The following is a 26,817-nucleotide window of genomic DNA, read 5'->3' as shown; positions in this document are numbered from 1 at the left end:
CATGGCAGCCACAGAGGCGGACGCCGAACCGACCAAGGTGTTGGAGTTCGGGCTTGGCGACGGGACGTACTGTCTGGACATCGGGGTCATCGACGAGATCGTCGACGCGGGCGAGCTGACGCGGATCCCCAACTCGCCGGATCACGTCGAGGGCGTGATGGACTTACGCGGCCGGACGACGACGATCGTCGATCCGAAGACGCTGTTCGACATCGACGAGGACGGCCCGCGCGAGCGGATCGTCGTGTTCGACGACGACGAGATCGACGAGGGCGGCACGGTCGGCTGGATGGTCGACGAGGTGTTCCAGGTCCGGGATGTCTCTCCCGAGGACGTCGACCAGAGCACTACCGTCGAGGACGAGGGCGTCCGCGGCATCGTCAAGTCCGACGACCGGTTCGTTGTGTGGGTCTCGCCGGACGTCGACGACGACCTCGCCGCCGACCTCGACGACGTCGAGGCCGCGGAAGCGTAAGCGGGACGCGAGGTCGCCGGACGCGAGGGACGGTGCGGAGTCGACGGCGACCGTCGCCGGTCGGCCGGTTCTCACCCGTGAGAACCGGGTGCCAACGCTTATCAGCCGGCCAACGGGTTGCGTACGTATGCGCGTCTCAAGTGGCGTCCCGGGGTTCGACGATCTCGTCGACGGCGGCTTCCCCGAGGACCGCCTGTACGTGGTCAGCGGTCCGCCCGGGAGCGGCAAAACGACCTTCTGTTCGCAGTTCGCGGCCCAGGGCGCCCGAAACGGCGAGGACGTGCTGTACATCAGCATGCGACGAGACCAAGGAGGGGATCCGCGAGGACATGAGCGGCTACGACTTCGGGTTCGACCGCGCGCTCGACTCCGACCGGGTCACCTTCCTCGACTCCTTCTCGTCGGACGGCCGACGGTTCTTCGGGCTTCCCGGCGACCGCCGCGACCGGTCCGGGGTCACCAACCGTCTCACGGGGTTCATCAACTCCCGCGACATCGACCGGGTTGTCTTCGACTCGACGATGCTGCTGCGGTTCCTCCTCGACGACGATGAGGACACGATGATCCAGCTGCTCTCCTCGCTGAAGCGGACCGACGCCACGACGCTCCTGATATCGGAGATGACCGACCCGAGCGCCTACTCGGAGGAACACTACCTCGCGCACGGCGTCGTCTTCATGCACAACTACCTCGAAGACGAGGGGATGCGCCGCGGCGTCCAGGTGCTGAAGATGCGCGGGACGAACGTCGACACCGACATCCAGGACGTGGAGTTCACCGACGGCGGACTGCGAGTCGGCTCGGCAGCGACGGTGACCCACTGATGTACGACCGCACGTTCGGCACGGAGTGGGACGACCTCTCGCGGGAGGAGGCCGTCGAGCGCGCCTTCGCGCTGGGCGTGGCGGCCGGGGTGGGCACCCCTCACCCCGACGAGCTGGAGCGGGTGCTGGAGGCGTTCCCGGGGAGCTACGACCGGAGCATCGTGGAGCTGGCGTACGACGAGGGGCGGACGAAGGCCCTCGAAGCGAAGGCGGAGCGGGACAACCCCGACGACGAGGAAGTGTGGTCGTCGCTCGTCGACGGTGTCGGGACGCCGCGCGAGTCGCCGGTGCCCGCCGCGCTCCCCGGTGCGATACGTGAACTGACACTCACCGACCGGCCGCGGGAGGGACCGCCATCCTCGCTCGACCTCCCCTCCATGCTCCGAAAGTGATCCCTCGGAAGGGTTTTACCCAACACTCTCTCACGTTCACCAAATGACTGTGCTTCCCGACGCTGTCCGCGGTGCCGACAGCGTCCTCATCAGCGGTCCCCCGATGAGCGGGAAGTACGACCTGTTCAACCGGCTGCTCGCGGCGTGGTCCGACGGTCCGGTCGTGATCTCGACGGGCCGGACCGCGGAGAAGGTCCGCGGCGACTACGAGGAGCTGACGGGGAAAAGCGGCGACGACGTGGTCGTCATCGACTGCGTCACCCACGAGCAGGGCGACAAGCGCGAGGACACGCCGACGACGAAGTACGTCGCCAGCGCCGGCAACCTCACCGACATCGGGATCAAGTTCACCGACGTCGTCGAGTCCTCCGCCGGCCGCGAGCGCGCGGTCGGTCTCTACTCGCTGTCGCAGCTGCTGATGTACTGGGACCCCGAGCGCATCTACCAGTTCACTCGGGTGATGACCTCCCAGACCTCCGGCGAGGGGTGGCCCTTCGTCGGCGTCCTCGGCTCGACCGCCCACGACGAACAGGTCGTACACACCCTCCACGAACCGTTCGAGACCGTCGTCGAGACCCGGGTCGACGACGACGCGCGGGAGTTCCGCGTGCGCGGCCGCGTCGGGCAACCCTCCGACTGGCAGCCGTTCTGAGCCGACTCGACGAACCCCGCCGAAGGCGACTCGACGACACTACCCGGCGATCTCACCCCACCAGTTCGAACTCCGCGCCGATCGGCGGCGCGCCGACGAGTCCCCAGTAGACGAACCGGTAGGTCCCCGGTCCCAGCGGGGGACAGACCGCCAACTCGAGGTCGTCGACCGCGTCGGCGATCCCCGACTCCGTCAGCGTGAGGTCCCAGGAGTACGCCGAACTCGTGTCGATCGATCCCTCGCTCCGGGGGAGTTCGGCCGACTCGCCGGTCGTCGATCCGCGGACGTCGAGCCACCCCTCGCCCGTCTCGCGCTGGAGCGAGTAGGCGAGTTCGCCGCGCGTGGGCGCGGGGGCGTCGCCCGTGTTCCGGAGGACGAGCCGGAGCGACTGGCCGTAGGTCTCGGTGGTTCCCTCGGAGGAAAGCTCCAGCGCGGTCTCGTCGGTTTCGACGAGGGTCTCGGTGACCGACCCCTCGAACGGCCGATCGAGGCGGACGAACCCGTCGTCTTCGCAGGTCAGCGTCGCCGGCGTTCCCTCGGGTCCCTGCGGCCCGTCGCCCGCGGCGAAGTCGAGACAGCCCGCGGTCGCGACCGAGAGGGCGAGCGCGCCCCCGGCGAGCGCGTCGCGTCGCGTGTGGTCCATGCCGACATCGAGGGGCGCCAGCGGCATGAACCGCACGCGTCGGCCCGGGATCGGCGCGGGGTGTCGCCCCATCGACACGTCGCCGGCAGAGCGGTTCGGAACCGCTTTCCCGTCGGCCGTCGGATGGCCCCGCATGGAGCTGTTCGGATCGAGCGGCATCCGCGGGGTCGCGCTGCGGTACCTCACGCCCGCGCTCGTCCTCGACATCGCGAAGGCGGCGGGGACGGTCTGGGACGCCGACCGCGTCGCCGTCGCGCGCGACACGCGAACGACCGGGGAGCTGTTCGCGAACGCGGCCGCGAGCGGTCTCGCCGCGGTCGGCTGCGACGTCGACCGCCTCGGCGTCGTCCCCACGCCCGCGGTCGGTAACTACTGCGAGTCGGCCGAGGTCCCGGCCGTCCTCGTCACCGCCTCGCACAACCCCCCGGAGTTCAACGGGATCAAGCTCGTCGGCGACGACGGCGTCGAACTCTCGGTCGACGTGTTGGAACGGATCGAGCGGCGCGTCCTCGACGACGAGTACAACCACGCCGACTGGCGGACGGCCGGCGAGACGACGCCGATAGAGGGCGTCGTCGACGACTACGCCGATCAGCTGATCGACGCGGTCGACCGCGACGCCGTCGCGGACGCCGACCTCACGGTCGCGGTGGACCCCGGTCACGGCGCGGCCTCCATGGCCTCCCCGCAGATCTACCGCGAACTCGGCTGCGAGGTGCTGACGGTGAACGCGACGCCGGACGGCCACTTCCCCGGCCGCGACTCCGAGCCGGTCGGGGAGAACCTCGGAGCGCTCTCGCGGCTGGTCGCGACCTCGGACGCCGACGTGGGGATCGCGCACGACGGCGACGCGGACCGCGCAGTCTTCGTCGACGAGAACGGGACGTTCGTCGACGGCGACACCTCCTTCGCGGCGATGGCGGACGCCTGCCTCGAACCGGGCGACGCGGTCGTCAGCGCGGTCAACGTCTCCCAGCGGCTCGTCGACGTCTGCGCCGACAACGACGCCGACCTCGAACTGACGCCCATCGGCGCCACGAACATCATCACCCGGACGCGCGAACTCCACGACGAGGGGACGAACGTCCCCGTCGCCGGCGAAGGGAACGGGGGCGTGTTCTTCCCGCCCTACCGGCTCTCGCGGGACGGGGCGTACATCGGCGCGCGGTTCCTCGAACTGCTCGCGGCCGCGGACGGGGCGCCCGTCAGCGAGGTCGTCGCGCCGTACGCCGACTACCACTTCGTGCGGGAGAACGTCGAGTACGCGGACGACGACGAGCGCGACGAGATGCTCTCGGCCGCCCGCGCCTACGTCGAGACGGCCGACGCGGAGCCGAACACGACCGACGGCTACCGGCTCGACTACGGCGACGCGTGGGTGCTCGTCCGCCCGTCCGGCACCGAGCCGAAGATCCGGATCTACGCCGAGTCCGCCGACGCCGACCGCGCCGAACGCTTAGCGAAGGACATGCGCGTCGCCGTCGAGAGCGGCCGATAGCGACGATCTATTTATAAATAAACGAGGCGGTGGCGTCGCCGGCGGCAGAGCCGCCGGCTGCCAGAGGGACCTTCGGTCCCTCGCTGGAGTCAGTCGCCTCCGCTTCGCTCCGGCGACTGACGAGGCTGGGGAGGTGTGAGGTGCGGGGCGGTGCTGTGCGGGGCGGGCCTCACGGCTGGGGCTTTGGCGGTGTTCACCGCCGATCCGTCGGCGACAGTTTACATACAGTCGACTAACTCTTCGACGGCGGCCGCCTCACGAGAGTTCACTTACGAGTAGTATCAGTCCAGCGCGGCGAGCGCCTCGGCCGCCTCGCGGGCCGCTTCGAGGTGGTCGCGTGCGCGGCGCGGGTCGTCCGTCTCCTCGGCGGCGCGGGCGAACCGCGTCAGCGTGCGCGTCAGCGACGCGCGGGCGGCCCCGATACCCTCAGCGTCGTCGACCGAATCCGAAGGCGCGGATCGTTGGGTCTCGGAACGCTGGGATCCAGAGCGCTGGGACTCGGAACGCTGGGACTCAGCGCGTTGGGATCCGGAGCGCTGCGGCGGCGTCGACTGCGGGGATTCGGATTGCCGGGAAGGCGTAGTTGACTGCGGAGACGACCCCGACCCGGCTGGTTCGTTCGCGACAGAATCGACCGCCTCCACGTTCGGGTCGGGCCGTGCCGTCTCGGCCGCGTCGGCCGATCTCGCCGCGTCGGGGTCGACCGAGTCGTTCTCTGCGGCGCCGGCGTCGACGCCGCCTTCCGCGGCCGCCCCCGCGTCGCCCGAACTCTCGGCGCCGCCGGCGGCCGGGACCTCTCCTGCGCCCTCGCCCGCCGCGCCGCCGGCCTCGTTCCCGCAGGTGGGACAGAACTCGCGGCCGTCGTGGCGGAAGACCGGGTCACCGCAGTTGTCGCAGTGCCGGTTCGTCATCGTGGCGCCCTTCAGGAGGAGTTCGGACATCCGCTGGGTGTGCTCGCGCTTCTTTTCGTCCTCCGCGAACTTCTCGCGGAGCTTCTCGCGTTCCGCCTCCTTGTCGAACTCGTCGCTCATGGGCGGACGAACGTGGTTCGCGGGCAAAAGTTCGGCGGGCTTGGGACGGGAGAACTTGGAACGAGACGCTGCGAGCGCGACCGACGCTCTCGGACCGGAGCGACTACTCCTCGGTCACCGTGCGGTCGTCGGGGTCGAGCTCGCCGCGGTGGATCTTCGAGCCGTCCTGCGCGACCTGTCGTCCCAGCACCGCGCACTTCACGCGCATCGGAGAGATGTCGACGCCGAGCATCTCGGTGACGTCGTCGGTGTCGAGCGCGTCGAGTTCGTCGACGGTCATCCCGTGGAGCCGCTCCGAGAGCATGCTCGCGGAGGCCATCGAGATGGCGCAGCCGTCGCCGGTGAACCGCACCGCCTCGATCTCCTCTTCGGCGTCGTCGAGTTTGACGTCTATCTGAATCGTGTCGCCGCAGGAGGGGTTCTCGCCGACGTGCGTGAAGTCCGGATCCTCGAGTTCCCCGTAGTTACGCGGGTTCTTGTAGTGGTCGAGGATCTGCTGCCGGTACATGTCCGAGCCCAGTCCCATACTACCTGTGAGTACGCCGGTCCGGCTCAAAAGGGTTCCGTCGAGCGCGACCATATATAAACGAGAACGGCACGTGCGGTGGCGCGCCGGCGAGCGCCCGAAGGGCGCGAGCCGACCGCGAGGGAGGCGGCGGTCCGGCGCGGCTCCGCCCGCGCCGGGCCGTCCGCCGAGGCTGGGGAGGTGTGAGGTGCCGTGCGGGGCGGGAATCGACTGGGGCTTCGGTGGTGCTTGCGTGGAGACTCCGGGTTCTTACGGCGAGTTCGGAGCGAGCGATCGTTTCCGATTACGCCGCGTGTTCGTCGACCCACGCCGCGAGGTCCTCGCCCGGAATGAACCCCTCGGCGCGCCGTGCGACCGGCTCGCCGTCGACGAAGAGGACGAACAGCGGGACGCTCCGCACGTCGAACCGCTCGATCAGGGGCGGGTCGTCGCGGGGATTGATCAGCCCGACCGCGATATCGACCTCGACGCCGCGGGCGACGTTGCCAAGAACCGGTTCCATGCTGGCGCAGATGCCGCAGCCGTCGGTGTAGAACTCCACGAGCGCGACGCCCGCGTCGTCGACGAACTCGTCGAGTGCGTCTTCGTCGGTCAGCGAAACCGGCCGATCGGCGCCCGACAGCCCCTCGCCGGGCGCCTCGGAGCCTCCGGAATCGTTTGGCACAGTATTGGATCCCATACGCATTATTGGGTGCGAGCGGGGATAACTCCTTCCGTCGGCGAGGTCGGACGGTGGGAGACGAAAACGGGGAGAACAGGGAGAACAGAACCCGACCGGTCGAGGTCCGCGTCCCTACGCGGGATCGTCGCCGTCCGCCTCGGTGCGCCACCCGCCCTTCAGCGTGACGTACCAGACCGAGGCGCCGGCGAGGACGAAGACGGTAGCCATGTACGGGATGATCGGCAGTTCGATCCCGACGAAGTCGAGCACCGTCCGGAACTCGTAGACGATCACGCCGAATATCGCGAGCGTCACGAGCAGGCCGCCGCGGGAGACGTCGACGCTCACCGAATCACCTCGGCGAGCGAGACCGACGCGTCGCCGACCGCGCCGAGCAGCGTCGCCGCCGCGTTCGCGAGCGCGTCGAGAAGCGGCGCGAGCCACACCGGATACGTGCCGACGCCGGGACCGAGCAGGCCGCCCCGGTTGATGATCGCCGCCAGCGGGAGGGCGTACGCGAGGATGACAAGCGTCATCGCGATACCCACCCACAGGCGGAGGTTATCGAGCACGCGCGGCGCGTCGTCGGGACCGGACAGCGCCGGCGGCAGCGTCTCGGCGAGCCCCGAAACCTTCGGGTTCCCCATCGTGAGGACGAGGTTCGCGATGAACAGGACCGTCGAGACGAAAAGCAGCGTCCCGCCGATCGCGATCTGGACGTTCAGCTCCTCGAACCCGCCGAACATCGCCGGGTAGTCGAAACTGGAGTACTCCGGCTCCGCGGTCCGCCGCGGGACGCCCAGGATCCCCTGCGCGTGCATCGCGTTCGACATCAGCGCCATCCCGATGAACCAGACCACGACCTGGACCAGCCCGACCGCCCGGCTGTAGATCGGCTTGTTGGTGATCTGCGGCCAGAGCCAGTAGGTGGCGGCCATGAACGTGAGCGCCACCGCGGTCCCCACGGTGAGGTGGAAGTGGCCCGGCACCCAGATCGTGTTGTGGATCATGTAGTTGATGTTCATGCCGGCGTTCACCATCCCGGAGAACCCGCCGGCGGCGAACATCAGCCCCGCGAGCATCATCCCGGTGAATGCGGGGTCCCGCCACGGGAGATCGGTGAGCCAGCCGAGGAGACCGCTCCCGCCGCGCTGGCGGGCGCCGTACTCGACGCTCGCGACGACGGTGAACGCGGTGAGCAGGCTCGGCAGCAGCAGGAAGAACGTGTTCGTCATCGAGATGAACTTGAACCCCTCGGCGATCCCCGGGTCGAGGTACTGGTGATGGATCCCAACCGGAGTCGACAGGAGGAGGAACAGCACGAACACGACGCGCGCGAGCGGGTCGCTGAACAGCCGTCCGCCGGCGAGCTTCGGCAGCACGGTGTACCACAGCAGGTACGCGGGCATCAGCCAGAAGTAGACGACGGGGTGGCCGAAGAACCAGAACAGCGTCCGGGTCAGCGTCGGGTTCACCTGCTCGATCAGCCCGAGCGACCACGGCAGCAGGAAGATCAGCACCGACGCCGCCACGGCCGAGGAGGCGATGTACCACATCGCCATCGTCGTCAGCACCATGAACGTCTGGAGCGGGATCCGCTCGTCGGGGTTCTCGCGCTTCCACGCGAGCCACGCCCGGAAGTAGTCGGCCCCGGCGATCCACGACCCGACGATGAACACAGCGAGACCCGCGTAGAACAGCGGGTGCGCCTGAAGCGGGGCGTAGAAGGTGAAGAGGACGTCGGCGCTCATGTCGAGCGCGTCGGTGAAGCCGGCGAGGATCGAGATCCCCGTCATCGTCATCCCGGCGGCCATGAGTCCGTACCACGTCCACGTGATCCGGACGTCGACCAGCGGTCGGTCGAGGCTCCGCACGACCGCCCACGTGAACAGCCCGACGAGGAAGAACGTCGTGAAGCTGATAGCGAGGAACACCCCGTGCGCGGTGAGCGAGGTGTAGTAGTCGGAGGAGGCGATGACCCCCCGGAAGACATCGGTTCGGTGGAGCGTCTGGATGATTCCGAACACCGCGCCGAGCGTGAGCGCGAGGAACGAGCCGAGCAGCGCCGCCCGGACCACCCGCGCCTCTTCCGGGAACTTGTCGGCGAACGTCCGATCGCCCTCGATCGCTTCGCTCACGCGCCGTCACCCCCGCTCGTCCGCTCGTCGAAGTCGGACTGGCTCACGACCTCCAGGTTCCCCTGCATCACGTGGTGGCCGGCGCCGCAGTACTCGTTACAGACGATACCGTACTCCGCAGGGTCGTCGGTCTCGACCGTTATCTCGGAGACCTCGCCGGGAATCACCATCGTGTTCGCGTTCGTGCCGGCCACTTCGAACCCGTGGGTCACGTCCGCGGAGGTGACGTAGAACGTCACGGTGCTGTTCGCCGGCACGACGATGGGGTTGGGCTGGAACCCGTACTGCCGAGCGACGACGTACGCCTCGTACTCGTTCTCGCCGACCTGTTCGACGCGGGGCTCCGAGAACCGGTCGGTCTCGTCGAGCGCGCCGGGGTCGATCGTCTGTTCGGTGTCGCTCACCATCGCGACGCCCGGCCCGACGGCGCCGTACGTGACCGAGCCGAGCAGGAACAGTATCAGCAGCACCGACGCCGCCAGCCAGATCTTCTCGTAGGCGTGAATGTCGATACCGTGATCACCCCACGACGACCAGATCCCGGCCGAGGAACTCGATGTAGTAGATGTACACCCACGAGAGCACCAGGATCGCGAAGTATATCGCGATGAGCGTGAGCGTGCCGATCGGATCGAACTCCTCGGTGTCGGCGCTCACGTCGTCTGCGGGAGCGTGTCCTGTCTCGTTTTGACCCATAGGCCGCGGTTATCGACAATAGACCATATAAGGTGTACCCGTTTTCGGACCCTGAAAACACGGGCATTATATATTTTCGGGGGAACATTTTCTCCGGTATGGACTTCTCGATCCAACAGGCCGTCCTCCTGATCCTGGGCGGGCTCGTTCCGGCGGCGGTGTTCATCGCGGATCGGGCGGAGCTGTTCGTCGCGATCACACTGGTGAACGTGCTGCTCATCTGGGCGAGCCTCCGGATCGCGACCGGCGGGAGCTTCCCGGGCGTCGGCGGCGACCCGACCGACCCGGAACGAGCGTAACCGACCGAACCGCACCGTTCGGAAATCGTCGGGCCGAAGTCGCGGGCCATCGCTGGGCCGAAGTCGCGGGCCATCGCTGGGCCGAAGTCGCGGGCCATCGCTGGGCCGAAGTCGCGGGCCATCGCTGGGCCGAAGTCGCGGGCCATCGCTGGGCCGAAGTCGCGGGCCATCGCTGGGCCGAAGTCGCGGGTCGTCGCCGGACGGACCGCGCAGACCGCCCCTGCGAAACGCCGGAAACAAGCACGTATGACCGACTGTACGCTCTGTGATCTCTCGGTCGGGGACGACCCGCACACCACCCCCGACGTCGACGGCGAGTTCTGCTGCCGGGGGTGTCTCGCGGTCGCGCGCTCGCTCGACGACGTCGAGGACCTCGACGCGCTCGACGAGCGACGGCCGGACGCGGAGCCAGACGACGAGTTCGACGGGGAGACGGCGTTCTTCCACGTGGACGGGATGCGACTGCGCGACCTGCGAGTCGTTCCTCGAGATGACGGCGGGCGAGCAGGATGGCGTCGCGGCCGCCGAGGCGAGCTACGCCACCGACACGATCCGTGTCGACTACGATCCGAACACGGTGAGCGCCGAGGAGCTCCCCGAGCGCCTCTCTGTCGCCGGCTACACCGCGAGCGACCGCGCCGACCCGGACGACGGGGACGACGACGCGGTCGTCCGGTTCCTGATCGGCGGCGGCTTCTTCGGGATGATGGCGATGCTGTGGTACGTCCTCTTCCTCTACCCGACCTACTTCGGGTACGAGCCGATCGTCGATCTGGGCGGGGTCGCGGGCACCTACCTGTTCGCGCAGATCTGGGTGTTCGCCTCTATCGTGCTGTTTTACACCGGCTACCCGATCCTGCGAGGGGCGTACGTGAGCCTGCGGGCGCGACAGCCGAACATGGATCTCTTGGTGTCGCTCGCGGCCGGAAGCTCGTACGCGTACAGCACGCTCGCGCTGCTCGTCGGCCGGACCGACCTCTACTTCGACGTGACCATCGCCGTCATCCTGGTCGTCACCGCCGGCAACCACTACGAGTCGGTCATCAAGCGGCGCGCGACCGGGATGCTCGCCGACCTGACGACGACCGGCGACCGCACCGTGCGGACGGAGGCGGGCGAGACGGTCGACGCCGACGCGGTCTCCCCCGGCGACCGCCTCCTCGTGCGACCCGGCGAGCGAGTACCGTTCGACGGGACCGTCGCCGAGGGGACCGCCGCGGTCGACGAGGCGCTCGTCACCGGCGAGTCGCTGCCGGCGACGAAACGCGAGGGCGACCCGGTCCGCGGGGGCACCGTCGTCACCGACTCGCCCGTCGTGATCGAGGTCGGCGAGGAGGCGGCGAACACCCTCGACACCCTCGTGCGCCTGCTGTGGGAGATCCAGAGCTCCCGCTCCGGGATCCAGCGGCTCGTCGACCGGCTGGCGACCGTGTTCGTTCCCCTGGTCGTCGCGGTCGCGGCCGTCGGCGCCCTCGCCACCCTGGCGCTCGGGTCGGCGCCGATCGACGCCGCGCTCGTGGGACTCACGGTGCTCATCGTCTCGTGTCCCTGCGCGCTCGGGCTGGCGACCCCGCTCGCGGTCGCCGCCGGGATCCGCGACGCCGCCGAGCGCGGCATCGTCGTCGTCTCCGACGCCGTCTTCGAGGCGGCCGCCGATGTCGACACCGTCGTCCTCGACAAGACCGGGACGCTCACCGACGGCGAAATGCGCCTGCTCGACGCGACCGCCGAGGAGGAGGCTCCGGTCGACCGCGTCCGAGAGCGCGCGGCCGCCGTCGAGCGCGCCTCGGTCCACCCGGTCGCCGAGGCGATCGTCTCGGGGGTAGTAGGGGACGGGGGAGATCCCCCCGCGACAGACGGCGGCGCCGCGGCCGCAGAGGACTCGGCGGCGGCCGGAACCGACGCCCTCGGCGAGACCGCCGCCCTCGACGCCCCCGCCGCGACCGACGTCGACGTCTTCGACCGCGGGGTCGCCGGGCGCGTCGACGGCGACGAGGTTGTCGTCGGCCACCCCGACCTCTTCGACGAGCGCGACTGGCCGGTCTCCGATCGACTGCGCGAGGCCGGGACGGCCGCCCGCGACCGCGGGAACGTCCCCGTCTACGTCGGCTGGGACGGCCGCGTGCGCGGGGTCCTCGCGGTCGGCGACGAGGTGCGCGACGGGTGGGAGGCCGTCGTCACCGACCTCGACGCTGACGGCCGGCGCGTGGTCGTGCTCACCGGCGACGCGCCCGAAGCCGCGACGCGGTTCGCGGACCACCCCGCGATCGACGAGGTGTTCGCCGAGGTGCCGCCGGAGGCGAAGGCCGAGACGGTCCGACGGCTCGGCGCCGACGGGTCGGTGGCGATGGTGGGCGACGGAAGCAACGACGCCCCCGCGCTCGCCGCTGCCGACCTCGGCGTCTCGATCGCTTCCGGCACGGACCTCGCGGCCGACGCCGCGGACGCGGTCCTGCTCGACGACCGGCTCTCTGCGGTCCCGGAGCTGTTCGCCGTCACGCGCGGGACGAACCGGCGACTGAAGCAGAACCTCGGCTGGGCGTTCGTCTACAACGCGGTCGCGATCCCCCTTGCGCTCTCGGGCGTCCTCAACCCCCTGCTGGCCGCGCTCGCGATGGCGTCGAGCAGCCTCCTCGTGGTGACGAACTCCGCGCGCGCCGTTTATAAGGACGACTGAGGCGCTAGGGGTAGGGGAGTCGATTTAAAAATGGGCGGTGGCGCGTGCCTGCGAGCGGCCGCCATCGGCGGCCGCGAGGAGCACGCGCGAGGGAGTCAGTCGCCGGAGCGAAGCGACGGCGACTGACGAGGCTGGGGAGGCGTGAGGTGCTGTGCGGTTGCGGTGGGTGGGACTCAAAGGGGCAGCCGGGAGGCGGGCGCAGGCGACGCGAGCACCGCAGGGAGCGAACGGAGTGAGCGACCGAGGAGCGCGGCGAGCGTGCGCCCGCCTCCCGGCTGGGGCTTTGGAGTGGTCCGTCGCCGATCCGTCACCGACGATTTATAAGGGAGTGGCTTGGATTTTGGCGACGCTGCCCGCCGATCCGTGCTACGCTGTTTATAAATGAACGCCCGAGTACTATGCCGTCGCGCCGACGTACGGCTTGACCGCGCGGACGATGGCGTCGACGTCGTACTCGTCTTCCTCCTTGTCGAAGACGACCTCGTCGTCAGCGCGAACGATGAACACGCCCGCGTCGCCGGTCACCAGCGCGACCTCGTCGATGCTCTCGCCGAACTGCTTGAGGATCGCCTCGGAGACGTCCTGCGCGCGGTTCAACATGCCACAGGGGACGCAGTACTCGATTTCGATGCGTGTCATGGCCCTCCGTAGGGCGCGGACCGGATTAAAAGGGCGGGTCGCGGCCGGTTCCAATTCGCCCGAGACGGACGGCGACCGACGTCGACCCCCGACCGCCTCAGACCACCAGCGCGTCGACGACGACGGCGAACAGCAGCAGGCCGAGGTAGGCGTTCGAGGCGTGGAACGCGCGGAACGCCGCCCCCTCCGTCTGCTCGTAGTGAAGTTGAACGACCGTCCAGAGGAAGACGGCGCCGACGCCGACGCCGACGACGGCGTACAGCGCGCCGAGCGGGTCGGCGGCCGCGGCGAGCGCGACGGCGGCGACGAGCGTCGCGCCGAGGTACCAGAGGATGTGACGGCGCGTCGTCGTCTCGCCGCGGACGACGGGCATCATCGGGAAGCCGCCGCGCTCGTAGTCGTCCTTGTACGCCAGCGCGAGGTTGTAGAAGTGCGCGGGCGTCCACAGGAAGATCACGGCCGCGAGCAGCAGCCCGCCGCCGCCGACCTCGCCGGTGACCGCGGCCCAGCCGATGAGCGCCGGGAGCGCGCCGGCCGCGCCGCCGATGACCGTGTTCTGGACCGTGTTGGGCTTCAGTACGAGGGTGTAGACCACGCTGTAGAACGCGATGGCGACCAGCCCGAGCGCGGCCGTCAGCGGGTTCACCGTCCAGAACAGCGCGAGCGAGACGAGCGCGAGGGAGCCGCCGAACGCGAGCGCGTGCGAGACGGGCACGAGGTCGGTCGCGAGCGGGCGGTCGCTGGTCCGCTGCATCCGCTTGTCCACGTCGCGTTCGAACACGTGGTTGAACGTTCCGGACGCGCCGATGGAGAGCGCGCCGCCGACGAGCGTCGCGGCCACGACGTACGGGGTGAAGCCGGGACCGCCCCCCGTCGCCACCGGCTCCGCCAGCGCCATCGCGGCCGCGGCGACGAGGCAGAGCAGCCACATCAGCCGCGGCTTCATCAGCCGGAAGTACGCCGCCACAGTCGCCTTCAGCCGCGGGAGCGTCGCGGACGGAATATCCGGTTCGGGGGCGTCCTCGACCGGCGGGAGGTGATCGGTGCCGGGTTCGAAGCCCTCGGGGGCGTCGTCCGGCGCTCCGGTCTCGGTCTCCAGCCACCACGCGAGCGCGACGAGGACGGTCCCGAAGATTCCGACGCCGAGGAGCAGGTGGGCGGAGCCGAGCGCGGCCGGGAGGTCGCCGACCGCGACGAGCGCGCCGACGCCGGCCTGCGCGGGGTAGACGACGAGCGCGACCGAGAGCGCTGCGCGGACCCGACGGTCGGCGCCGTCCCGCCACGCGAGCGCGGCGGAGAGGGCGACGAGGAGGCCGACGACGACCGCGAGAACCCGGTGACCGAGGGCGATCCATCCCTCGGTCGCCGTGGGGAGAGCGGCGCCGTTCCCGCAGGCGGGCCAGCCGCCGCAGGCGGTCGCCGCCTCCGTGAGGGAGGTGGTGGCGCCGACGACGACGAGCAGGTACACGCCCATCGCGGCCGCGGCCAACACCGCGGGGAACTTGTCGGGGATGTTCACTCACCTCGGTTTGGGAGTCAGTCCATTTAGATGCCGCGCTTCCGCCCCCGTCGGGGTCCGCGCGTTCGCCGCGGCCGGAGGACTCCCCGGCCGCGACCTACGACGGCGTCGCGTCCGCGCCGTCGTCGCGCTCGGACAGGATCCGGTCGACGATGTCGCCGCTGGAGAGCAGCTCGCCCTCGTAGTTCGGCTCCCGGCCCGACGCGCGCTCGACGCGGCAGTCGACACCCCGGTCGTCGAGGGCGGCCGCGATGTCGGCCTCGTCGTGGTGCTGGTCGAACCCCAACACGATCACGTCGGGTTCGAGCCGCTCGATGGGGACGAACACGTCCTCCGGGTCGCCGAGGTGCGCCTCGTCGACCGCGTCGAGCGCGGCGACCATGTCTCGCCGCTGGCGGGCGCACAACACCGGCGCGGGCTTGTGGGTGACGTTGGTGCGACGGGCGACGATGGCGTGGAGCTCGTCGCCGTACGTCGCCGCGTCTTCGAGGTAGTGGACGTGGCCGGGGTGGAGCAGGTCGAACGTTCCCTGCGCGACGACCCGAGTCATCGGAACCACGAGAGGAAGCCGCCGGAGTCGCGTCGCTCCTCGCCGATCTCGCGGTCGATGTCCTCCTGGGTAAAATCGAAGAAGTGCTCGTCGGGGACCTCCACGTCGAGCACGTCGAGGGTGGTCTGGTTCCCCTCGTTGTCGAACGCCTTCCAGTCGCCCCAGCCGTAAGGGGCGCCGACGATGATGTGGACCCGCCCCTGCCCGAAGGTGGCGAGGTCGGCGTCGCTCGGCCGCAGCGCGCCGTTCGGGTGCGAGTGGACCGAGCCGACCGCGCGCATGTCGTTCGGCTTCATGTGGGACCGGACGCTGGCGCTCGTCGGACTTGACTCCGTGCCCGGGATGACGAGCACGTCGGTGATCACCTGCCCGTCCCGGTCGAGGTCCAGTTTCCGGGCGTCGTCCGCGCGGAGAAACCCCATGTACTCGTTGGGGTGCGTCTCCTCGCTCGCCTCGAGGACGAAGTCCAAGGTCTCTCGGGCGATCCCGAGGAGCTCGTCCGAGCGGAACAGTCGCATGAGCGAGACAAGTCGCCGTCGCCTCATAGGGGTTCCGGACCGCGAGACGCGGGTGGATTCATCGCCCCGAGCGTCGAGAGAACAGGCTTAACACCGGCCGTTCCCGAAAAGTGTCCATGAGCGAAAACACCGCCGGGGATTCCGGCACGCGGGGCGATTCGAGCCCCGAACCCGACGCCGACGCAGCGGAGGGGACGACCGGCGATCGCCCGGTCGTCTACGACCTGGCACCGGACTGTACCCTCGAAGACGCCGAGGTCGACGCCTTATACCACGCCGAGGTCAACGGCGTCGTCGACTACGGTGTGTTCGTCGACCTCTCCGACGCCCTCTCCGGACTCGTCCACGAGTCGAACCTCGACGGCGACTACGCGGTCGGCGACCGACTGGTCGTCCGGCTCGCCGAGGTGAAGGAGAACGGCGACGTCGCATTCGACGACGTCGACGTTGACGACTACGACACCGAGACGGTCGCCCACGAACCGACCGTCTCGCGGGTCCGCGGTCTCACCCCGGGCGACGAGGTGACGGTCGAGGGCGAGGTCGTCCAGGCGAAACAGACGGGCGGTCCCACTATCTTCGCCGTCGCCGACGCCTCCGGCGTCCTCTCCTGTGCCGCCTTCGAGTCCGCGGGCGTCCGGGCGTACCCCGAGGTCGAGGTCGGAGACATGGTCCACGTCGCGGGAACGATCGAGAGCCGCGAGAACGCGCTCCAGCTCGAGGTCGACTCGCTGAAGCGACTTCCCGACGAGCGCGCCGCAGAGGCCCGCGAACGCTACGAGGCGGCCCTCGACGAGCGCGCGGAGCCGGCCGACGTCGACCCCCTCGTCGAGTGGGAGGCGTTCGAGCCGATCCACGAGGACCTCCGCGAGCTGGCGCGGCTGCTCCGTCGGACCGTCCTCGCCGGCCGCCCGATCCGCGTCCGCCACCACGCCGACGGCGACGGGATGTGCGCCGCGATCCCCGTCCAGCTCGCTCTCGAGAACTTCGTTCAGGAGGTCCACGGGGACCCGGACGCTGCGCGACACCTGTTCAAGCGGCTCCCGAGCAAGGCGCCGTACTACGAGATGGAGGACGTCACCCGCGACCTCAACTTCGCCTTGGAGGGCCGGGCGCGCCACGGGCAGAAGCTCCCCTTCCTGCTGATGCTCGACAACGGGTCGACCGAGGAGGACGTACCGGCCTACGAGAACCTCGCGCACTACGACATCCCCATCGCGGCCGTCGACCACCACCACCCCGACCCCGAGGCGGTCGAGCCGCTGCTCGACGCCCACGTGAACCCCTACCTCCACGACGAGGACTACCGGGTCACCACCGGGATGATGTGCGTCGAGCTCGCCCGCCTCGTCGACCCGTCGCTCACCGAGGAGCTGGAGCACGTGCCGGCGGTCGCTGGTCTCTCCGACCGCTCGAAGGCGGAGGCGATGGACGACTACGTCGCGCTCGCCGAGGACGCGGGCTACGACGAGTCCGACCTCCTCGACATCGGGGAGGCGCTCGACTACGCCGCCCACTGGCTCCGCTACTCCGAGGGGAAGACGCTCGTCAACGACGCCTTGAACGTCGGCTGTGACGACGAGGAGCGCCACGAGGAGCTGGTCGAGTTCCTCTCCGACCGCGCCGAGCGCGACGTGGAGCGCCAGCTCGACGCCGTCGACGACCACGTCGAACACGAGCGGCTCGCCTCCGGCGCGCACCTCTACCGGATCGACTTGGACGAGTACGCCCACCGGTTCACCTACCCCGCGCCGGGCAAAACCACCGGCGAACTCCACGACGCGAAGGTGAAAGAGACCGGCGACCCCGTGATCACCATCGGGTACGGGCCCGACTTCTCCGTGCTGCGCTCGGACGGCGTCCGGCTCGACATCCCGAACATGGTGACCGAGCTGAACGAGGAGCTGCCCGAGGCCGGCGTCTCCGGCGGCGGCCACCTCGTCGTCGGGTCGATCAAGTTCGTGAAGGGACGCCGGAGCGAGGTGATCGAGGCGCTGGTCGCGAAGATGGCGGACGCCGAGATCGACGAGGCGCTCTCGTCGACCATCGCGCTCGACGACTAAGCCGGCTCGGCGACTGACCCCACTCCACGACTGACCGCGACGGCGCCGCAGTCGCGGCCCGCTTCCTCGCTTCAGCCGAACTCGATCTCTCGCCGAGCCACGGCGCCGGCCCCCGCGAGCGCGACGCCGAACCCGGCGACGAGCGTGACCGGAAGGTGGACGCCGCCGCCGCGCCAGTCAGCCGCGTACGCGCGGGCGTAGAAGTCCGCCACGGACTCGTTTTCGACCGCGATCAGCACCTCGCGGTTGTTCGTCGCCGCGCTCGGGTTCCAGTTGAGGCTCCCGACGACCGCCGCGTCGTCGACGACGAGTCCCTTCGCGTGGACCTTCCCGAAGCGGCCGCGCGGCTCGGCGAGGTCGACAGCGATCGGCTCGTCCGCGAGCGACTCCGAGAGGTTCCGGTTCGCCTCCCGGTCGTACCACGCGTCGGAGAGCAGCAGGTGGACGTCGACGCCGCGGTCGGCCGCGCGCCGGAGCGCGCGGACGATCCGGTCGTCGGGACCGCCGACGCGCGGCACGACGGCGAGCACCCGCTCGTCGGCGGCGTCGATCCGCGCGACGATCCGGTCGGCGGCGTTGCCTGGCGCGGTCAGGACGGTCACGTTCGCCGCCGCCGGCTCCGCCGGCGCCTCGAACCGCGTCGGGTACGAGCCGTTCGCGCGCCCGCCGTCGTGGAACTCGGTGTCGGCGCGGAACTCGCGCCACGACCGCGCGTCGCGCGCCTCGAAGTCGGCGGAAAACAGCGCGGCCAAGTCGCCGGCGACGGTCGCGTCGCGCTCGGGAGCGACTCCGTTCTCGGTGCTGTCGTCGCCCTCGACACCGGAATCGCTCTCGACACCGGAATCGCCCTCGACGACCACGCCCCAGCCGCGGTTGCTCCGCCCGCCGGTGCCGGACCGCTTCCAGTTCTCCGTGAGGACGACGGCGCGGTCGTCCGCGACCGCGTACTTGGGGTGGTGGAACCGAAAGCGTTCGACCTCCCCGTCGAGGATCCGGACCTCGACGCCGGCGGCCGTCAACCGGTCGAGCAGCCGCGCGCTCCGGGTCGAGAACCCGCCGACCGGCGACCCCTCCAGCAGCACGCGGACGCGAACCCCGCGGTCGGCGGCCGCGACGAGCGCGTCGGCGACCCGCTCCGAGGTCAGCGTGTAGCCGGCGAGGAACAGGCGGTCGTCCGCGGTCCGGAGCGGCTCGACCGGGACTCCCGGACTGTCGGGGAGGACGAACGGCGTCACGGCGGCGTCCGCGGTCGGCTCCGGGGAGCGGGGGTCGTACCCTCGCGGCCGCCACTCGCCCCACGCGGCGCGCCAGCGGTACCCCTCGCGGGCGCGGTCGTAGGCGACGGTGTCGACCGCGCTTCCGTCCCGGCGGAGTTCGATCCGGTCGCCGGAGGCGGACAGCGGGAAGTGGTCGGTCAGGCGCCGAACCGGCGGCGTGTCGGTCGCGTCGGTGACCGTCGGTTCGGCGTCGCTCGCGAAGCCGTCGAGGATCGACGCGGTCCGGTTGGGCGCCATCGATAACGCCACCCTGCCGCTCGCGTTCGCCGGGATCCGGGCGTCGTAGTAGCCGTCGGAGAGCGACCAGTTCCCGCGCTCCGGCAGGGAGACGACGAGGTACTCGCCGCGGTTCTCCTCGGTCGTCGGGTTGGGGTACAGCTCGACGATTCGGGGCTCGCGAGCCGCGTCGGAGGCGTTAGTCGGCGGCGACCCAACCCCGTCGAGAGGGACCGCCGCCGCCGGAGGACAGAGGACGACACTCGCAGCGGCGACGAGAAGGACGAGCGCCGCGACGCGAGACGGGCCTTTCGGACGACGGAGCGACACGGAGCGCGTGGCTCCGGTATCGGATAAAAGCGTTCGCGGCCGAGGCGGTCGATCGGATCCGAGTCAGGCCGTCGCCGCGGGTTCGGTCTCGTCGAGCGCGCGCCGCGCCTTCTCGCCCTCTGTCGAGACGATGAAGGAGTGCTCGTCGGCGTGTTCGGCGGCCGCTTCGAGCGCTTCGCGGGTGCCGATCTGGCGGAGCGCCCAGCCGGCGGCCGCGCGGACGTCGTCGGAGGGGTCGTCTTCGAGCACGTCGGCGAGGGGGTCGACGGCGCGGGCGTCGCCGATCAGTCCGAGGGCGCGGGCGGCGTGCGGGCGGACCAGATCCTCGGTGTCGCCGTCGGGGTCGAGCTGGTTCGCGAGCGGCTGGACGGCCTCGCTCGCGCCGATTTCGCCGAGCGCCTTGAAGACGGCCTTCTGGAGCTGCGGGTTCGAGTCCTCCGGGACGTATTCGACGAGGGTGTCGGTCGCCTCCTCGGCCGCCATCTTCCCGAGGATCCGGATCGCGGGCCGGTCGCGCTTCTCGGCGCGGCCGAGGATCTCCTCGACGGACGCCTCGGTCTTGCCGCGCTTGCCCATCCGCTCGAACGCCTCCAGGCAGTGGCGCTCCATGAAGTCGGACTGCAGGGAGTCGAGCGCGAGCAGGATCATGTCGACGTTGCCCTGCGCCTCGTGTTCCTTCAGTGCGGCCCACTCGACCGGGTAGTCCTTGTAGTGGCCCAGCACGTCGTAGTACCCCTGCGCGCGGAGCTGCTCGTGGGTCTCGAGGTCGTCCCACTCCTCGGCGTCGTCGAGTCCGGTCTCCAGCTCGTCGGTCGCCTCCAGCAGCGCGGCGATGTCGTCGGCGTCGTCGTCCGCGTCGAGGTCGGCGTCGGCGATCGCGGCGGCGACGTCGTCGAGCGCCGCGACGAGGTCCGGGATATCGTCGCCGTCGGGACCGGCGTCGACCTCGACCGTCTCGGCGGCCGCGTCGACGAACGACGCGACCGCGGCGGCGACGTCGTCGTGACCGTCCTCGGTCCACTCGGTGTCCTCGACCGTCCCGGCGGCGCTCTCGATCGCCTCGACGACGTCCTCGCCGTAGGGACCGCGGGCGTCTTCGACGCCGTCGCGGAGCTCCGCGACGCGGTCCTCGAGGTCGCCGCGGGGGTCGTCGGCCTCCTCGTCGTCCTCGTCCGGCTCGGGGAGGTCCGCCTCCTCGATGCCGGTCTCGGCGTCGTCCAGCAGCGCCTCGACATCGTCGAGGTCGGCCTCCGTCTCGGCGTCGTCGAGGCGGTCGGCGATCTCGTCGAGGTACTCGTTCAGGGACTCCTCGGTCGGGTCTTCGGGGAGCGTCGGGGCGGCAGTCTCCGTCGACTCGCCGGCGTCCCCGCCGTCGTCCGCGGCGTCGGCCTCGTCAGAGGCGTCGGCCGGGTCGTCGTCGCCGTTGCTCATACACCACGAACTCCGTGTGTAGTCCATTAAGAGGTTTCCCTTCGCGAGCGTCGCCGAACCCCGAGCGGACGAGAGTGACCGCACTCGGCGCGGTGCGTCCGGTTGCGGCGACCCGCCCCGACGCCGTCGACGTCGAGTCGACGCGAGGAGTTACCGACAACGCAGGCAGAGAGTCATGTTCACAACCAGCACACTTTTATTATCCCCTTCTAATACCGGAACGATTCGATGCTGGATGTCGACCGCGAGGAGATAACCGACGGGCCGGTCGGACGAGTGCTGCTCGTCCTCGCCGCGCCGCTCGTCGCGCAGAACGTCGTGTACGTCGCCAACGCACTGATCGACACGTTCTGGCTCGGGCGGGTCGGCGAGGACGCGGTCGCCGCCGTCGGTCTCAGTCTCCCGATCCAGTCGCTGCTCGGCGCGACGGTGGTGATCGGCGCGGTCGGCACGCAGATCCTCGTCGCGCAGTACGCCGGCGGCGAGGACGAGTCGCGCGCGCGTCGCGTCGCGGTCAACGGCGCGCTCGTCGCGCTCGCGGTCACGGCGGCGGTCGCGATCCCCGTGGTCGTCTACGCAGAGGAGGTCGCCGCGCTGCTCGGCGCCGACCCCGCGCTCGCCGGCACGACGGCGACGTACCTCGCGATCGTGATCGCCGTCCTCCCGGTCGGGGCCGTCGGCGACACCGTCGAGAACTGCTTCACGGCGTACGGCGACACCCGTGCGGTGTTCCACGTGAGCCTCGTGAGCGTCCTCGTCAACCTCGTCGCCGCGCCGGTCCTCATCTTCGGGGTCGGTCCGGTCCCGGAGCTGGGGGTGGCCGGCGCCGCGCTCGGTACCGCGCTCGCGGGCGTCGCCGGTCTCCTGTGGATCCTCGCGTACGCCGCCGGGATCGGGCGCGACACCTTCCGACTCACCCGCGAGGCCTTCGCACTCGATCTCGCGACCGTCCGCGAGGTCGTCTCCGTGGGTCTCCCGCTCGGCGGCCAGCGCGGCGTGAGCGAGCTGGTGCGGGTGCTCGTCGTCGGTCTCGTCGCGATCGCTGGCGGCTCGGCGGGCGTCGCGGCGTACACGGTCGGCGCGCGGGTCGCGACGCTCGCGATCGTCCCGGCGCTCGGGATGCGAACAGGCCGCCCAGTCGATGATCGGGCAGAACCTCGGCGCCGACGCCCCCGCGCGCGCTCGCCGGACGACGACCGTCGGCACCGGGATGGTCGTCGCCGGCTTCCTCGCGCTCGGCGCGGTCCAGTTCCTGTTCGCCGGCGGGATCGCGGACCTGCTCGCGCCCGACCTCACCGCGACGGGGCGCGACCTCGCGGTCACCTACCTCCGGATCCTCGGCGCCTCCTACTGGGCGCTCGGCGGCACGTACACCCTGTTGGCCGGGTTCAACGGCGCCTCGCGGACCCGGACCTCCTTCGCCGCCGACCTGATCAAGTACTGGGTGATCCGGTTCCCGATCGCGCTCGCGGCCGTCCCGGCCGCGACGACGGTCGGCGCGTTCGGCGTCACCGTGACGCCCGGACTGGGCTGGGGCGTCGAGGCCGTCTTCTGGGCGGTCGCCGTCTCGAACGTCGTCGGCTTCGTTGGACTCGGCGGCTACTTCCTGTACACGACGCGGCGCGGGATGTTCGCGAACGCCGCCGAGCGCGCGAGTGGCGGAGACGACGGAAGCGGCAGAGAGGGCGGAAGCGAGGGCGAGGCCGTCGCGGAGGCGGCCGACGACTGAGGGCGGCCGAACCGGCGCCGCGAGCGGGTCGGGATTCCGTCAGTCCACGAGCGGGTCGTCGCTCTCGACCACGGTCGCGAACTCGCCGTTCAGGTGCGCGAGCGCGACGCGGTGGGAGGTCTCCGGGTCGATCCGCTCGCCGTCGGGCGCCTCGCGGGCGTGCGTCGCGGTCGCGTCGGCGACCACCCGGACGTCGTAGCCGCGGTTCTCGGCCTCGCGCGTCGTCGTCGAGACGCAGTGGTCGGTGGTGAGTCCGCAGACGACGAGCGACTCGTGGCCCGCCTCGCGGAGCCACTCGTCGAGTCCGGAGTCGAGGAACGCGCCGTTGACCGACTTCTCGAAGGTCGGCTCCCCGTCGACGGGCGCCGTCTCCGGCTTCCACGCGAAGCCGGGGGCGTCGGGACGGAGCGGGGAGTCCGGCTCCGTCGAGGCGTGACGCACGTGCGCGACGGGGCGACCCGCCTCGCGCCAGCGGTCGAGGAGCGCGGCCGCGGCCGCCTCGGCGTCAGGGTTGTTGCGCTCGCCCCACCCCGGTTCGTCGAAGCCGGTCTGGAAGTCGACGAGGAGGAGGACGGCGTCGGAATCAGTCATCGCCCGGCCCCGCGGTGACGGAGGCGTCGAGATCGCCCGCGTCGTCGTCGCCCGCGAACCGCCGCCACGCGCCGGGTTCGAGCAGGGACTCTGGCGCCTTCGGGTGGTCACGGGTCGGGTCGAGGGGGCACTCGTCCGGACTGGCGTCGTCGTCCTCGCGGAACAGGTACTGCCTCCACTCGCGGTCGCCCTCGGTGCCCCAGTCGCCGAGGTCGGCGTGGGGGCAGACCCCGTCGTAGTCGCCCATCCGGTCGCGGATTGTCTCGCGGGCGCGCTCGCCCGCCTCGGTGTCGGCCGTGAGTCCCTCGAAGACGGCCCGCGGTTGGAAGGTGATCTCCAAGCCGACAGGCGAGTACCGGCTCTTCCGGTCGTCGTAGAAGGGGGCACGCGAGGTCGGGAACAGCGCCTCGCTGCCGAAGCAGAACTCCCAGCGCGGGGTGTCCGGGTCGGTCGGGATGTCGTCGGGCCACGGAGACGGGTCGTGGACGTGGAGGAACTCCAGCACGTGCCAGAGGCGCTCGTGGTAGTGCGCCTCGCCGCGCTCGCCCGCCGGGGGCTTGAAGAACACCGCGAGGGGCGCGCGGTCGGCGTGGTCGGGGTAGGTGTCGAGGTATTCGAGGAGGACGTCTCGCAGCCGCAACAGCGCGGCGGGGTCCGTGGTCGACTCGCAGGCCGCGTACAGGAGGTCCCCCTCGCGCTCGACCTCGATGCCGAAGTAGCAGGGGAACGGCGACCCGTCGCGCTCGCCGAGCATCGACTCCCGGAAGGTCCGGTAGTGCTCCTGAAGCCACGACGGCGCGTCGTCGAGCCGACCGTGGAGCGTCTCCTGGTCCAACAGCACGCCCTCGGTACCGGGCTCGTTCATACCCGTTGTGGGGGAGAGACGGTCTTTTGGCTTTCGCCGGGTTCGACGCGGCGGGAACGGTTCGGCGGCGCTATTTTAATCAGACTAGTGCGGCGGCGCGTGCCTGCGAGCGGCCGCCATCGGCGGCCGCGAGGAGCACGCGCGAGGGAGTCAGTCGCCCGAAGCGAAGCGAGGGCGACTGACGAGGCTGGGGAGGTGTGAGGCGCGGTGCTGTGCGGGGCGGGACTCAAAGGGGCAGTCGCGAGGGCGGCGCAGGCGAAGTAAGCACCACAAGGAGCGAGTGAAACGAGCGACTGAGGCGCGCAGCGAGCGTGCGCCGCCCTCGCGACTGGGGCTTTGGCGGTGTTCGCCGCCGATTCGCGATCAGCTATTTATAAGCGAGTGACTGGGGCTTTGGCGGTGTTCGCCGCCGATTCGCGATCAGCTATTTATAAGCGAGTGACTGGGGCTTTGGCGGTGTTCGCCGCCGATTCGCGATCAGCTATTTATAAGCGAGTGACTGGGGCTTTGGCGGTGTTCGCCGCCGATTCGCGATCAGCTATTTATAAGCGAGTGACTGGGGCTTTGGCGGTGTTCGCCGCCGATTCGCGATCAGCTATTTATAAGCGAGTGACTGGGGCTTTGGCGGTGTTCGCCGCCGATTCGCGATCAGCTATTTATAAGCGAGTGACTGGGGCTTTGGCGGTGTTCGCCGCCGATTCGCGATCAGCTATTTATAAGCGAGTGACTGGGGCTTTGGCGGTGTTCGCCACCGATCCGTCAGCGGAGAGCGGCGAACCGTGGGGTAATAACGCCCCGACGCAGATACGATCAGTCGCTTACGACCGCGAATCGCGACGCGTCGCTCTCCTCGGTCGGGGCGGTGAGCAGCGACATGCCCACGGTGAGTGCGCCGGACAGGACCATCAGCCCGAGCGCCACGTCCCAGCCGCCGAGGACGGTCCGCGGGAGCGTCGGGACGAGCGGCAGCACCGACGACAACACGACGAGCAGGTACGTCGCCTGCGGCACCGCGACGCCGACGACCATTCCCGTGCGCGTCGTCCGCGGCCAGTAGAGCGCGCAGATCACGGGGAACGCGAGCAGCGCGAACCCGGAGAAGGCGGTGTCACCGACCTCGATCAGCGTCCCCGGGCGGAACAGGCTCGCGACGAAGGCGAGCGTCGCGAACGCCGCCACGCCGATCCGCGCGATCCACGCCTCGCGCCGCTCGGAGGCCTCCGCGTCGATGAGCGGGCGGTACAGGTCGCGGGTGAAGTACGACGACCCCGACAGCAGCATCGAGTCCGACGAAGACATCATCGCGGCCATCGCGCCCGCGATGACGAGCGCGGCGAACCACGCGGGCGCGTATTCGTTCAACACGACCGGCAGCACGTTCGCGCCGTCGGGCACCTCGATCGGCATCCCGGCAGCCCACGCGCCGAGCATGAACGCGGGGAGGAACAAGAGTAGTACCAGCACGGGCCACAGCGCGAACGACCGCTTCAACACCTTGCCCGACTTCGCGACGAAGAACCGCTGGTTGATCTGCGGGAACATCGTCACCCCGAACGCGATGGTGATCGCCGACGAGACGATGAACCCGGGCGTGTACGTCCCGCCGCCGAAGCTCCCGAACTCGGGCCGGGCCGCCAGCATCCCCTCGGTCGCGGCGCCGACGCCGCCGACCGCCGAGACGACCCACGCCGCGGCGACCCAGACGATGGAGAGCATGAACAGGCCCTGAAGCGTGTCCGTCCACGCCACGCCGCGGAGGCCCGCGACGGCGACGTAGAGGATCATGAACCCCGTGATGAGCGCCGCGCCGCCCCAGTAGGGGACCGCGCCGTCGGTGAGTCCGACGAGCGCCTCGCCAGCGCCCATCTGCTGGAGCATCACGTACGGGAACAGCCACAGGAGGCTCACGCCCGCGACGAGCGCGCGGAGGCCGACCGAGCCGAACCTGTCGCCGAGCATCTCGCCGAGCGTCACGTAGCCGTTGCGGGCGCCGATCAGCCACTGCTTGTAGCCGATGACGTACCACAGCACGGCAAACAGCACGCCGTCGAGGGTGCCCATCACGATCAGCCACTCGGGACCGGCGGCGTACGCGAGGTTCGGCCCGCCGAAGAAGGTGAACGCGGACAGAAGCGTCGCGAACGTCGTGAAAAGCAGGACGAGCGTCCCGATAGACCGGCTCGCGAGGTAGTAGTCCTCCGCCGTCGTCTCCGAGACCCGGTACGCGACCAGCCCGAGCGCGAGCGCGACGACGAGGTAGCCGACGACGACGCCGAGCGAGAGACCGAGCGTCACCGGCCGTCACCCCCCAGCGCGGGGCCGCCGTTCCGACCGTCGCTCGATTCCGACCGCTGCCCCATCCCGCGCTCCCACGCGCCGCTCCGGACGAACAGCGCGAACAGGACCGCACACAGCCCCAGCCACGCCACGTGCCACCAGATCCACACCGGCAGCCCCGCGACGACGCGGTCGACGCCCCACAGCGGCCACGGCACCGCGAATGCGACGAGTATTGCGAACGTCGGTATCCACACGAGATCGCTCCGTAAGCGCGTCATGTGAGACGACACTACTTCT

At 70.2% G+C, this 26,817-nt stretch carries 24 protein-coding genes and 3 pseudogenes; 9 read left to right on the top strand and 18 right to left on the bottom strand.

Features of this window, described 5'->3' with window-relative positions:
- Position 1 precedes the first annotated feature (1 nt).
- The 4 genes and pseudogenes from ACODNG_RS11460 (at position 2) to ACODNG_RS11445 (ending at position 2,343) form a co-directional block, all read left to right on the top strand.
- Entirely contained in the window at positions 2 to 475 is a 474-nt protein-coding gene (locus ACODNG_RS11460) for a chemotaxis protein CheW (protein ID WP_434521409.1), read from the top strand.
- A 127-nt stretch (positions 476 to 602) separates the two neighbouring features.
- Positions 603 to 1,299, top strand: a pseudogene (locus tag ACODNG_RS11455) (RAD55 family ATPase).
- Positions 1,299 to 1,691, top strand: coding sequence for a hypothetical protein (locus ACODNG_RS11450; protein ID WP_434521408.1), 393 nt, complete (start codon positions 1,299 to 1,301; stop codon positions 1,689 to 1,691). The pseudogene ACODNG_RS11455 and the gene ACODNG_RS11450 overlap by 1 nt, the downstream one beginning before the upstream one ends.
- Before the next feature lie 43 nt (positions 1,692 to 1,734).
- Positions 1,735 to 2,343: a DUF7504 family protein gene (locus ACODNG_RS11445; RefSeq protein WP_210113439.1), complete on the top strand. Its 609-nt coding sequence runs from the start codon at positions 1,735 to 1,737 to the stop codon at positions 2,341 to 2,343.
- A gap of 52 nt (positions 2,344 to 2,395) precedes the next feature.
- Here ACODNG_RS11445 and ACODNG_RS11440 read toward each other — a convergent pair whose 3' ends face one another.
- Positions 2,396 to 2,986, bottom strand: a complete 591-nt coding sequence (locus ACODNG_RS11440; RefSeq protein ID WP_434523094.1) for a hypothetical protein — start codon at positions 2,984 to 2,986, stop codon at positions 2,396 to 2,398.
- A 133-nt stretch (positions 2,987 to 3,119) separates the two neighbouring features.
- Between ACODNG_RS11440 and glmM the strand changes: the two genes are divergently transcribed.
- The gene (gene glmM / locus ACODNG_RS11435) at positions 3,120 to 4,484 is read left to right on the top strand and encodes a phosphoglucosamine mutase (RefSeq protein WP_434521407.1); all 1,365 of its coding nucleotides are present in this window, start codon (positions 3,120 to 3,122) and stop codon (positions 4,482 to 4,484) included.
- A gap of 281 nt (positions 4,485 to 4,765) precedes the next feature.
- On the opposite strand, the gene ACODNG_RS11430 is transcribed toward glmM, so the two are convergent.
- From ACODNG_RS11430 to ACODNG_RS11400, 7 genes are all read right to left on the bottom strand, one after another.
- On the bottom strand, positions 4,766 to 5,515 hold the full coding sequence (locus ACODNG_RS11430) for an Sjogren's syndrome/scleroderma autoantigen 1 family protein (protein WP_434521406.1): 750 nt from the start codon (positions 5,513 to 5,515) through the stop codon (positions 4,766 to 4,768).
- Between the two features lie 103 nt (positions 5,516 to 5,618).
- A complete protein-coding gene (gene sufU, locus ACODNG_RS11425) occupies positions 5,619 to 6,041 on the bottom strand; it encodes a Fe-S cluster assembly sulfur transfer protein SufU (protein WP_434521405.1) in 423 nt (140 codons plus the stop codon).
- Between the two features lie 283 nt (positions 6,042 to 6,324).
- Positions 6,325 to 6,720, bottom strand: coding sequence for a thioredoxin family protein (locus ACODNG_RS11420; protein ID WP_434521404.1), 396 nt, complete (start codon positions 6,718 to 6,720; stop codon positions 6,325 to 6,327).
- Between the two features lie 114 nt (positions 6,721 to 6,834).
- A complete protein-coding gene (locus tag ACODNG_RS11415; protein WP_434521403.1) occupies positions 6,835 to 7,050 on the bottom strand; it encodes a CbaC protein in 216 nt (71 codons plus the stop codon).
- Positions 7,047 to 8,840, bottom strand: coding sequence for a b(o/a)3-type cytochrome-c oxidase subunit 1 (locus ACODNG_RS11410; protein WP_434521402.1), 1,794 nt, complete (start codon positions 8,838 to 8,840; stop codon positions 7,047 to 7,049). The genes ACODNG_RS11415 and ACODNG_RS11410 overlap by 4 nt, the downstream gene beginning before the upstream one ends.
- The gene (locus ACODNG_RS11405) at positions 8,837 to 9,352 is read right to left on the bottom strand and encodes a cytochrome c oxidase subunit II (protein WP_434523093.1); all 516 of its coding nucleotides are present in this window, start codon (positions 9,350 to 9,352) and stop codon (positions 8,837 to 8,839) included. The genes ACODNG_RS11410 and ACODNG_RS11405 overlap by 4 nt, the downstream gene beginning before the upstream one ends.
- 7 nt (positions 9,353 to 9,359) lie before the next feature.
- Entirely contained in the window at positions 9,360 to 9,536 is a 177-nt protein-coding gene (locus ACODNG_RS11400) for a hypothetical protein (protein WP_434521401.1), read from the bottom strand.
- A gap of 98 nt (positions 9,537 to 9,634) precedes the next feature.
- Between ACODNG_RS11400 and ACODNG_RS11395 the strand changes: the two genes are divergently transcribed.
- Positions 9,635 to 9,835, top strand: a complete 201-nt coding sequence (locus ACODNG_RS11395) for a hypothetical protein (protein ID WP_434521400.1) — start codon at positions 9,635 to 9,637, stop codon at positions 9,833 to 9,835.
- 246 nt (positions 9,836 to 10,081) lie between these two features.
- Positions 10,082 to 12,512 (top strand): annotated as a pseudogene (locus tag ACODNG_RS11390) (heavy metal translocating P-type ATPase).
- Between the two features lie 396 nt (positions 12,513 to 12,908).
- On the opposite strand, the gene ACODNG_RS11385 reads toward ACODNG_RS11390, so the two are convergent.
- From ACODNG_RS11385 to ACODNG_RS11370, 4 genes are all read right to left on the bottom strand, one after another.
- The gene (locus ACODNG_RS11385; RefSeq protein WP_434521399.1) at positions 12,909 to 13,151 is read right to left on the bottom strand and encodes a SelT/SelW/SelH family protein; all 243 of its coding nucleotides are present in this window, start codon (positions 13,149 to 13,151) and stop codon (positions 12,909 to 12,911) included.
- Between the two features lie 97 nt (positions 13,152 to 13,248).
- Positions 13,249 to 14,670: a heme o synthase gene (locus tag ACODNG_RS11380; RefSeq protein WP_434521398.1), complete on the bottom strand. Its 1,422-nt coding sequence runs from the start codon at positions 14,668 to 14,670 to the stop codon at positions 13,249 to 13,251.
- Between the two features lie 97 nt (positions 14,671 to 14,767).
- Positions 14,768 to 15,220, bottom strand: a complete 453-nt coding sequence (locus ACODNG_RS11375; RefSeq protein ID WP_434521397.1) for an adenylyltransferase/cytidyltransferase family protein — start codon at positions 15,218 to 15,220, stop codon at positions 14,768 to 14,770.
- Positions 15,217 to 15,738 (bottom strand): Mov34/MPN/PAD-1 family protein, encoded by a 522-nt coding sequence (locus ACODNG_RS11370; RefSeq protein WP_434521396.1) that lies wholly within the window; start codon positions 15,736 to 15,738, stop codon positions 15,217 to 15,219. Before ACODNG_RS11370 ends, ACODNG_RS11375 begins: the two co-directional genes overlap by 4 nt.
- Before the next feature lie 116 nt (positions 15,739 to 15,854).
- On the opposite strand from ACODNG_RS11370, the gene ACODNG_RS11365 reads away from it, so the two are divergent.
- Positions 15,855 to 17,801: a DHH family phosphoesterase gene (locus ACODNG_RS11365; RefSeq protein ID WP_434521395.1), complete on the top strand. Its 1,947-nt coding sequence runs from the start codon at positions 15,855 to 15,857 to the stop codon at positions 17,799 to 17,801.
- Positions 17,802 to 17,872: 71 nt separating this feature from the next.
- On the opposite strand, the gene ACODNG_RS11360 is transcribed toward ACODNG_RS11365, so the two are convergent.
- Positions 17,873 to 19,624 carry a phospholipase D-like domain-containing protein gene (locus ACODNG_RS11360; RefSeq protein ID WP_434521394.1) on the bottom strand — a complete coding sequence of 584 codons (1,752 nt, stop codon included), beginning with the start codon at positions 19,622 to 19,624 and terminating at the stop codon, positions 17,873 to 17,875.
- A gap of 63 nt (positions 19,625 to 19,687) precedes the next feature.
- Positions 19,688 to 21,055 carry a HEAT repeat domain-containing protein gene (locus ACODNG_RS11355; RefSeq protein ID WP_434521393.1) on the bottom strand — a complete coding sequence of 456 codons (1,368 nt, stop codon included), beginning with the start codon at positions 21,053 to 21,055 and terminating at the stop codon, positions 19,688 to 19,690.
- Positions 21,056 to 21,283: 228 nt separating this feature from the next.
- Here ACODNG_RS11355 and ACODNG_RS11350 point away from each other — a divergent pair.
- Positions 21,284 to 22,784: pseudogene (locus ACODNG_RS11350) on the top strand (MATE family efflux transporter).
- Positions 22,785 to 22,823: 39 nt separating this feature from the next.
- Here ACODNG_RS11350 and ACODNG_RS11345 read toward each other — a convergent pair.
- The 4 genes from ACODNG_RS11345 to ACODNG_RS11330 form a co-directional block, all read right to left on the bottom strand.
- Positions 22,824 to 23,375, bottom strand: coding sequence for a cysteine hydrolase family protein (locus tag ACODNG_RS11345; protein WP_434521392.1), 552 nt, complete (start codon positions 23,373 to 23,375; stop codon positions 22,824 to 22,826).
- Positions 23,368 to 24,240 (bottom strand): YqcI/YcgG family protein, encoded by an 873-nt coding sequence (locus ACODNG_RS11340; RefSeq protein ID WP_434521391.1) that lies wholly within the window; start codon positions 24,238 to 24,240, stop codon positions 23,368 to 23,370. Before ACODNG_RS11340 ends, ACODNG_RS11345 begins: the two co-directional genes overlap by 8 nt.
- Positions 24,241 to 25,050: 810 nt before the next feature.
- On the bottom strand, positions 25,051 to 26,535 hold the full coding sequence (locus tag ACODNG_RS11335; protein ID WP_434521390.1) for a sodium:solute symporter family protein: 1,485 nt from the start codon (positions 26,533 to 26,535) through the stop codon (positions 25,051 to 25,053).
- On the bottom strand, positions 26,532 to 26,798 hold the full coding sequence (locus ACODNG_RS11330) for a DUF3311 domain-containing protein (protein ID WP_434521389.1): 267 nt from the start codon (positions 26,796 to 26,798) through the stop codon (positions 26,532 to 26,534). Before ACODNG_RS11330 ends, ACODNG_RS11335 begins: the two co-directional genes overlap by 4 nt.
- Positions 26,799 to 26,817 lie beyond the last annotated feature (19 nt).

The sequence above is a fragment of the Halorubrum sp. AS12 genome, assembly GCF_051122765.1.
GTDB lineage: Archaea > Halobacteriota > Halobacteria > Halobacteriales > Haloferacaceae > Halorubrum > Halorubrum trapanicum.
Note: the sequence above shows the minus strand (reverse complement) of the source record. Positions and strands in the feature narration are given on the sequence as shown.

Excerpts from the sequence above, each read along its gene's own strand:
- sufU (WP_434521405.1), bottom strand. The coding sequence starts at position 6,041 with ATGGGACTGGGCTCGGACATGTACCGGCAGCAGATCCTCGACCACTAC.
- glmM (WP_434521407.1), top strand. The coding sequence starts at position 3,120 with ATGGAGCTGTTCGGATCGAGCGGCATCCGCGGGGTCGCGCTGCGGTAC.
- ACODNG_RS11400 (WP_434521401.1), bottom strand. The coding sequence starts at position 9,536 with ATGGGTCAAAACGAGACAGGACACGCTCCCGCAGACGACGTGAGCGCC.
- ACODNG_RS11450 (WP_434521408.1), top strand. The coding sequence starts at position 1,299 with ATGTACGACCGCACGTTCGGCACGGAGTGGGACGACCTCTCGCGGGAG.
- ACODNG_RS11330 (WP_434521389.1), bottom strand. The coding sequence starts at position 26,798 with ATGACGCGCTTACGGAGCGATCTCGTGTGGATACCGACGTTCGCAATA.
- ACODNG_RS11420 (WP_434521404.1), bottom strand. The coding sequence starts at position 6,720 with ATGGGATCCAATACTGTGCCAAACGATTCCGGAGGCTCCGAGGCGCCC.
- ACODNG_RS11345 (WP_434521392.1), bottom strand. The coding sequence starts at position 23,375 with ATGACTGATTCCGACGCCGTCCTCCTCCTCGTCGACTTCCAGACCGGC.
- ACODNG_RS11365 (WP_434521395.1), top strand. The coding sequence starts at position 15,855 with ATGAGCGAAAACACCGCCGGGGATTCCGGCACGCGGGGCGATTCGAGC.
- ACODNG_RS11355 (WP_434521393.1), bottom strand. The coding sequence starts at position 21,055 with ATGAGCAACGGCGACGACGACCCGGCCGACGCCTCTGACGAGGCCGAC.
- ACODNG_RS11375 (WP_434521397.1), bottom strand. The coding sequence starts at position 15,220 with ATGACTCGGGTCGTCGCGCAGGGAACGTTCGACCTGCTCCACCCCGGC.
- ACODNG_RS11395 (WP_434521400.1), top strand. The coding sequence starts at position 9,635 with ATGGACTTCTCGATCCAACAGGCCGTCCTCCTGATCCTGGGCGGGCTC.
- ACODNG_RS11460 (WP_434521409.1), top strand. The coding sequence starts at position 2 with ATGGCAGCCACAGAGGCGGACGCCGAACCGACCAAGGTGTTGGAGTTC.
- ACODNG_RS11445 (WP_210113439.1), top strand. The coding sequence starts at position 1,735 with ATGACTGTGCTTCCCGACGCTGTCCGCGGTGCCGACAGCGTCCTCATC.
- ACODNG_RS11340 (WP_434521391.1), bottom strand. The coding sequence starts at position 24,240 with ATGAACGAGCCCGGTACCGAGGGCGTGCTGTTGGACCAGGAGACGCTC.
- ACODNG_RS11385 (WP_434521399.1), bottom strand. The coding sequence starts at position 13,151 with ATGACACGCATCGAAATCGAGTACTGCGTCCCCTGTGGCATGTTGAAC.
- ACODNG_RS11370 (WP_434521396.1), bottom strand. The coding sequence starts at position 15,738 with ATGCGACTGTTCCGCTCGGACGAGCTCCTCGGGATCGCCCGAGAGACC.
- ACODNG_RS11430 (WP_434521406.1), bottom strand. The coding sequence starts at position 5,515 with ATGAGCGACGAGTTCGACAAGGAGGCGGAACGCGAGAAGCTCCGCGAG.
- ACODNG_RS11440 (WP_434523094.1), bottom strand. The coding sequence starts at position 2,986 with ATGGACCACACGCGACGCGACGCGCTCGCCGGGGGCGCGCTCGCCCTC.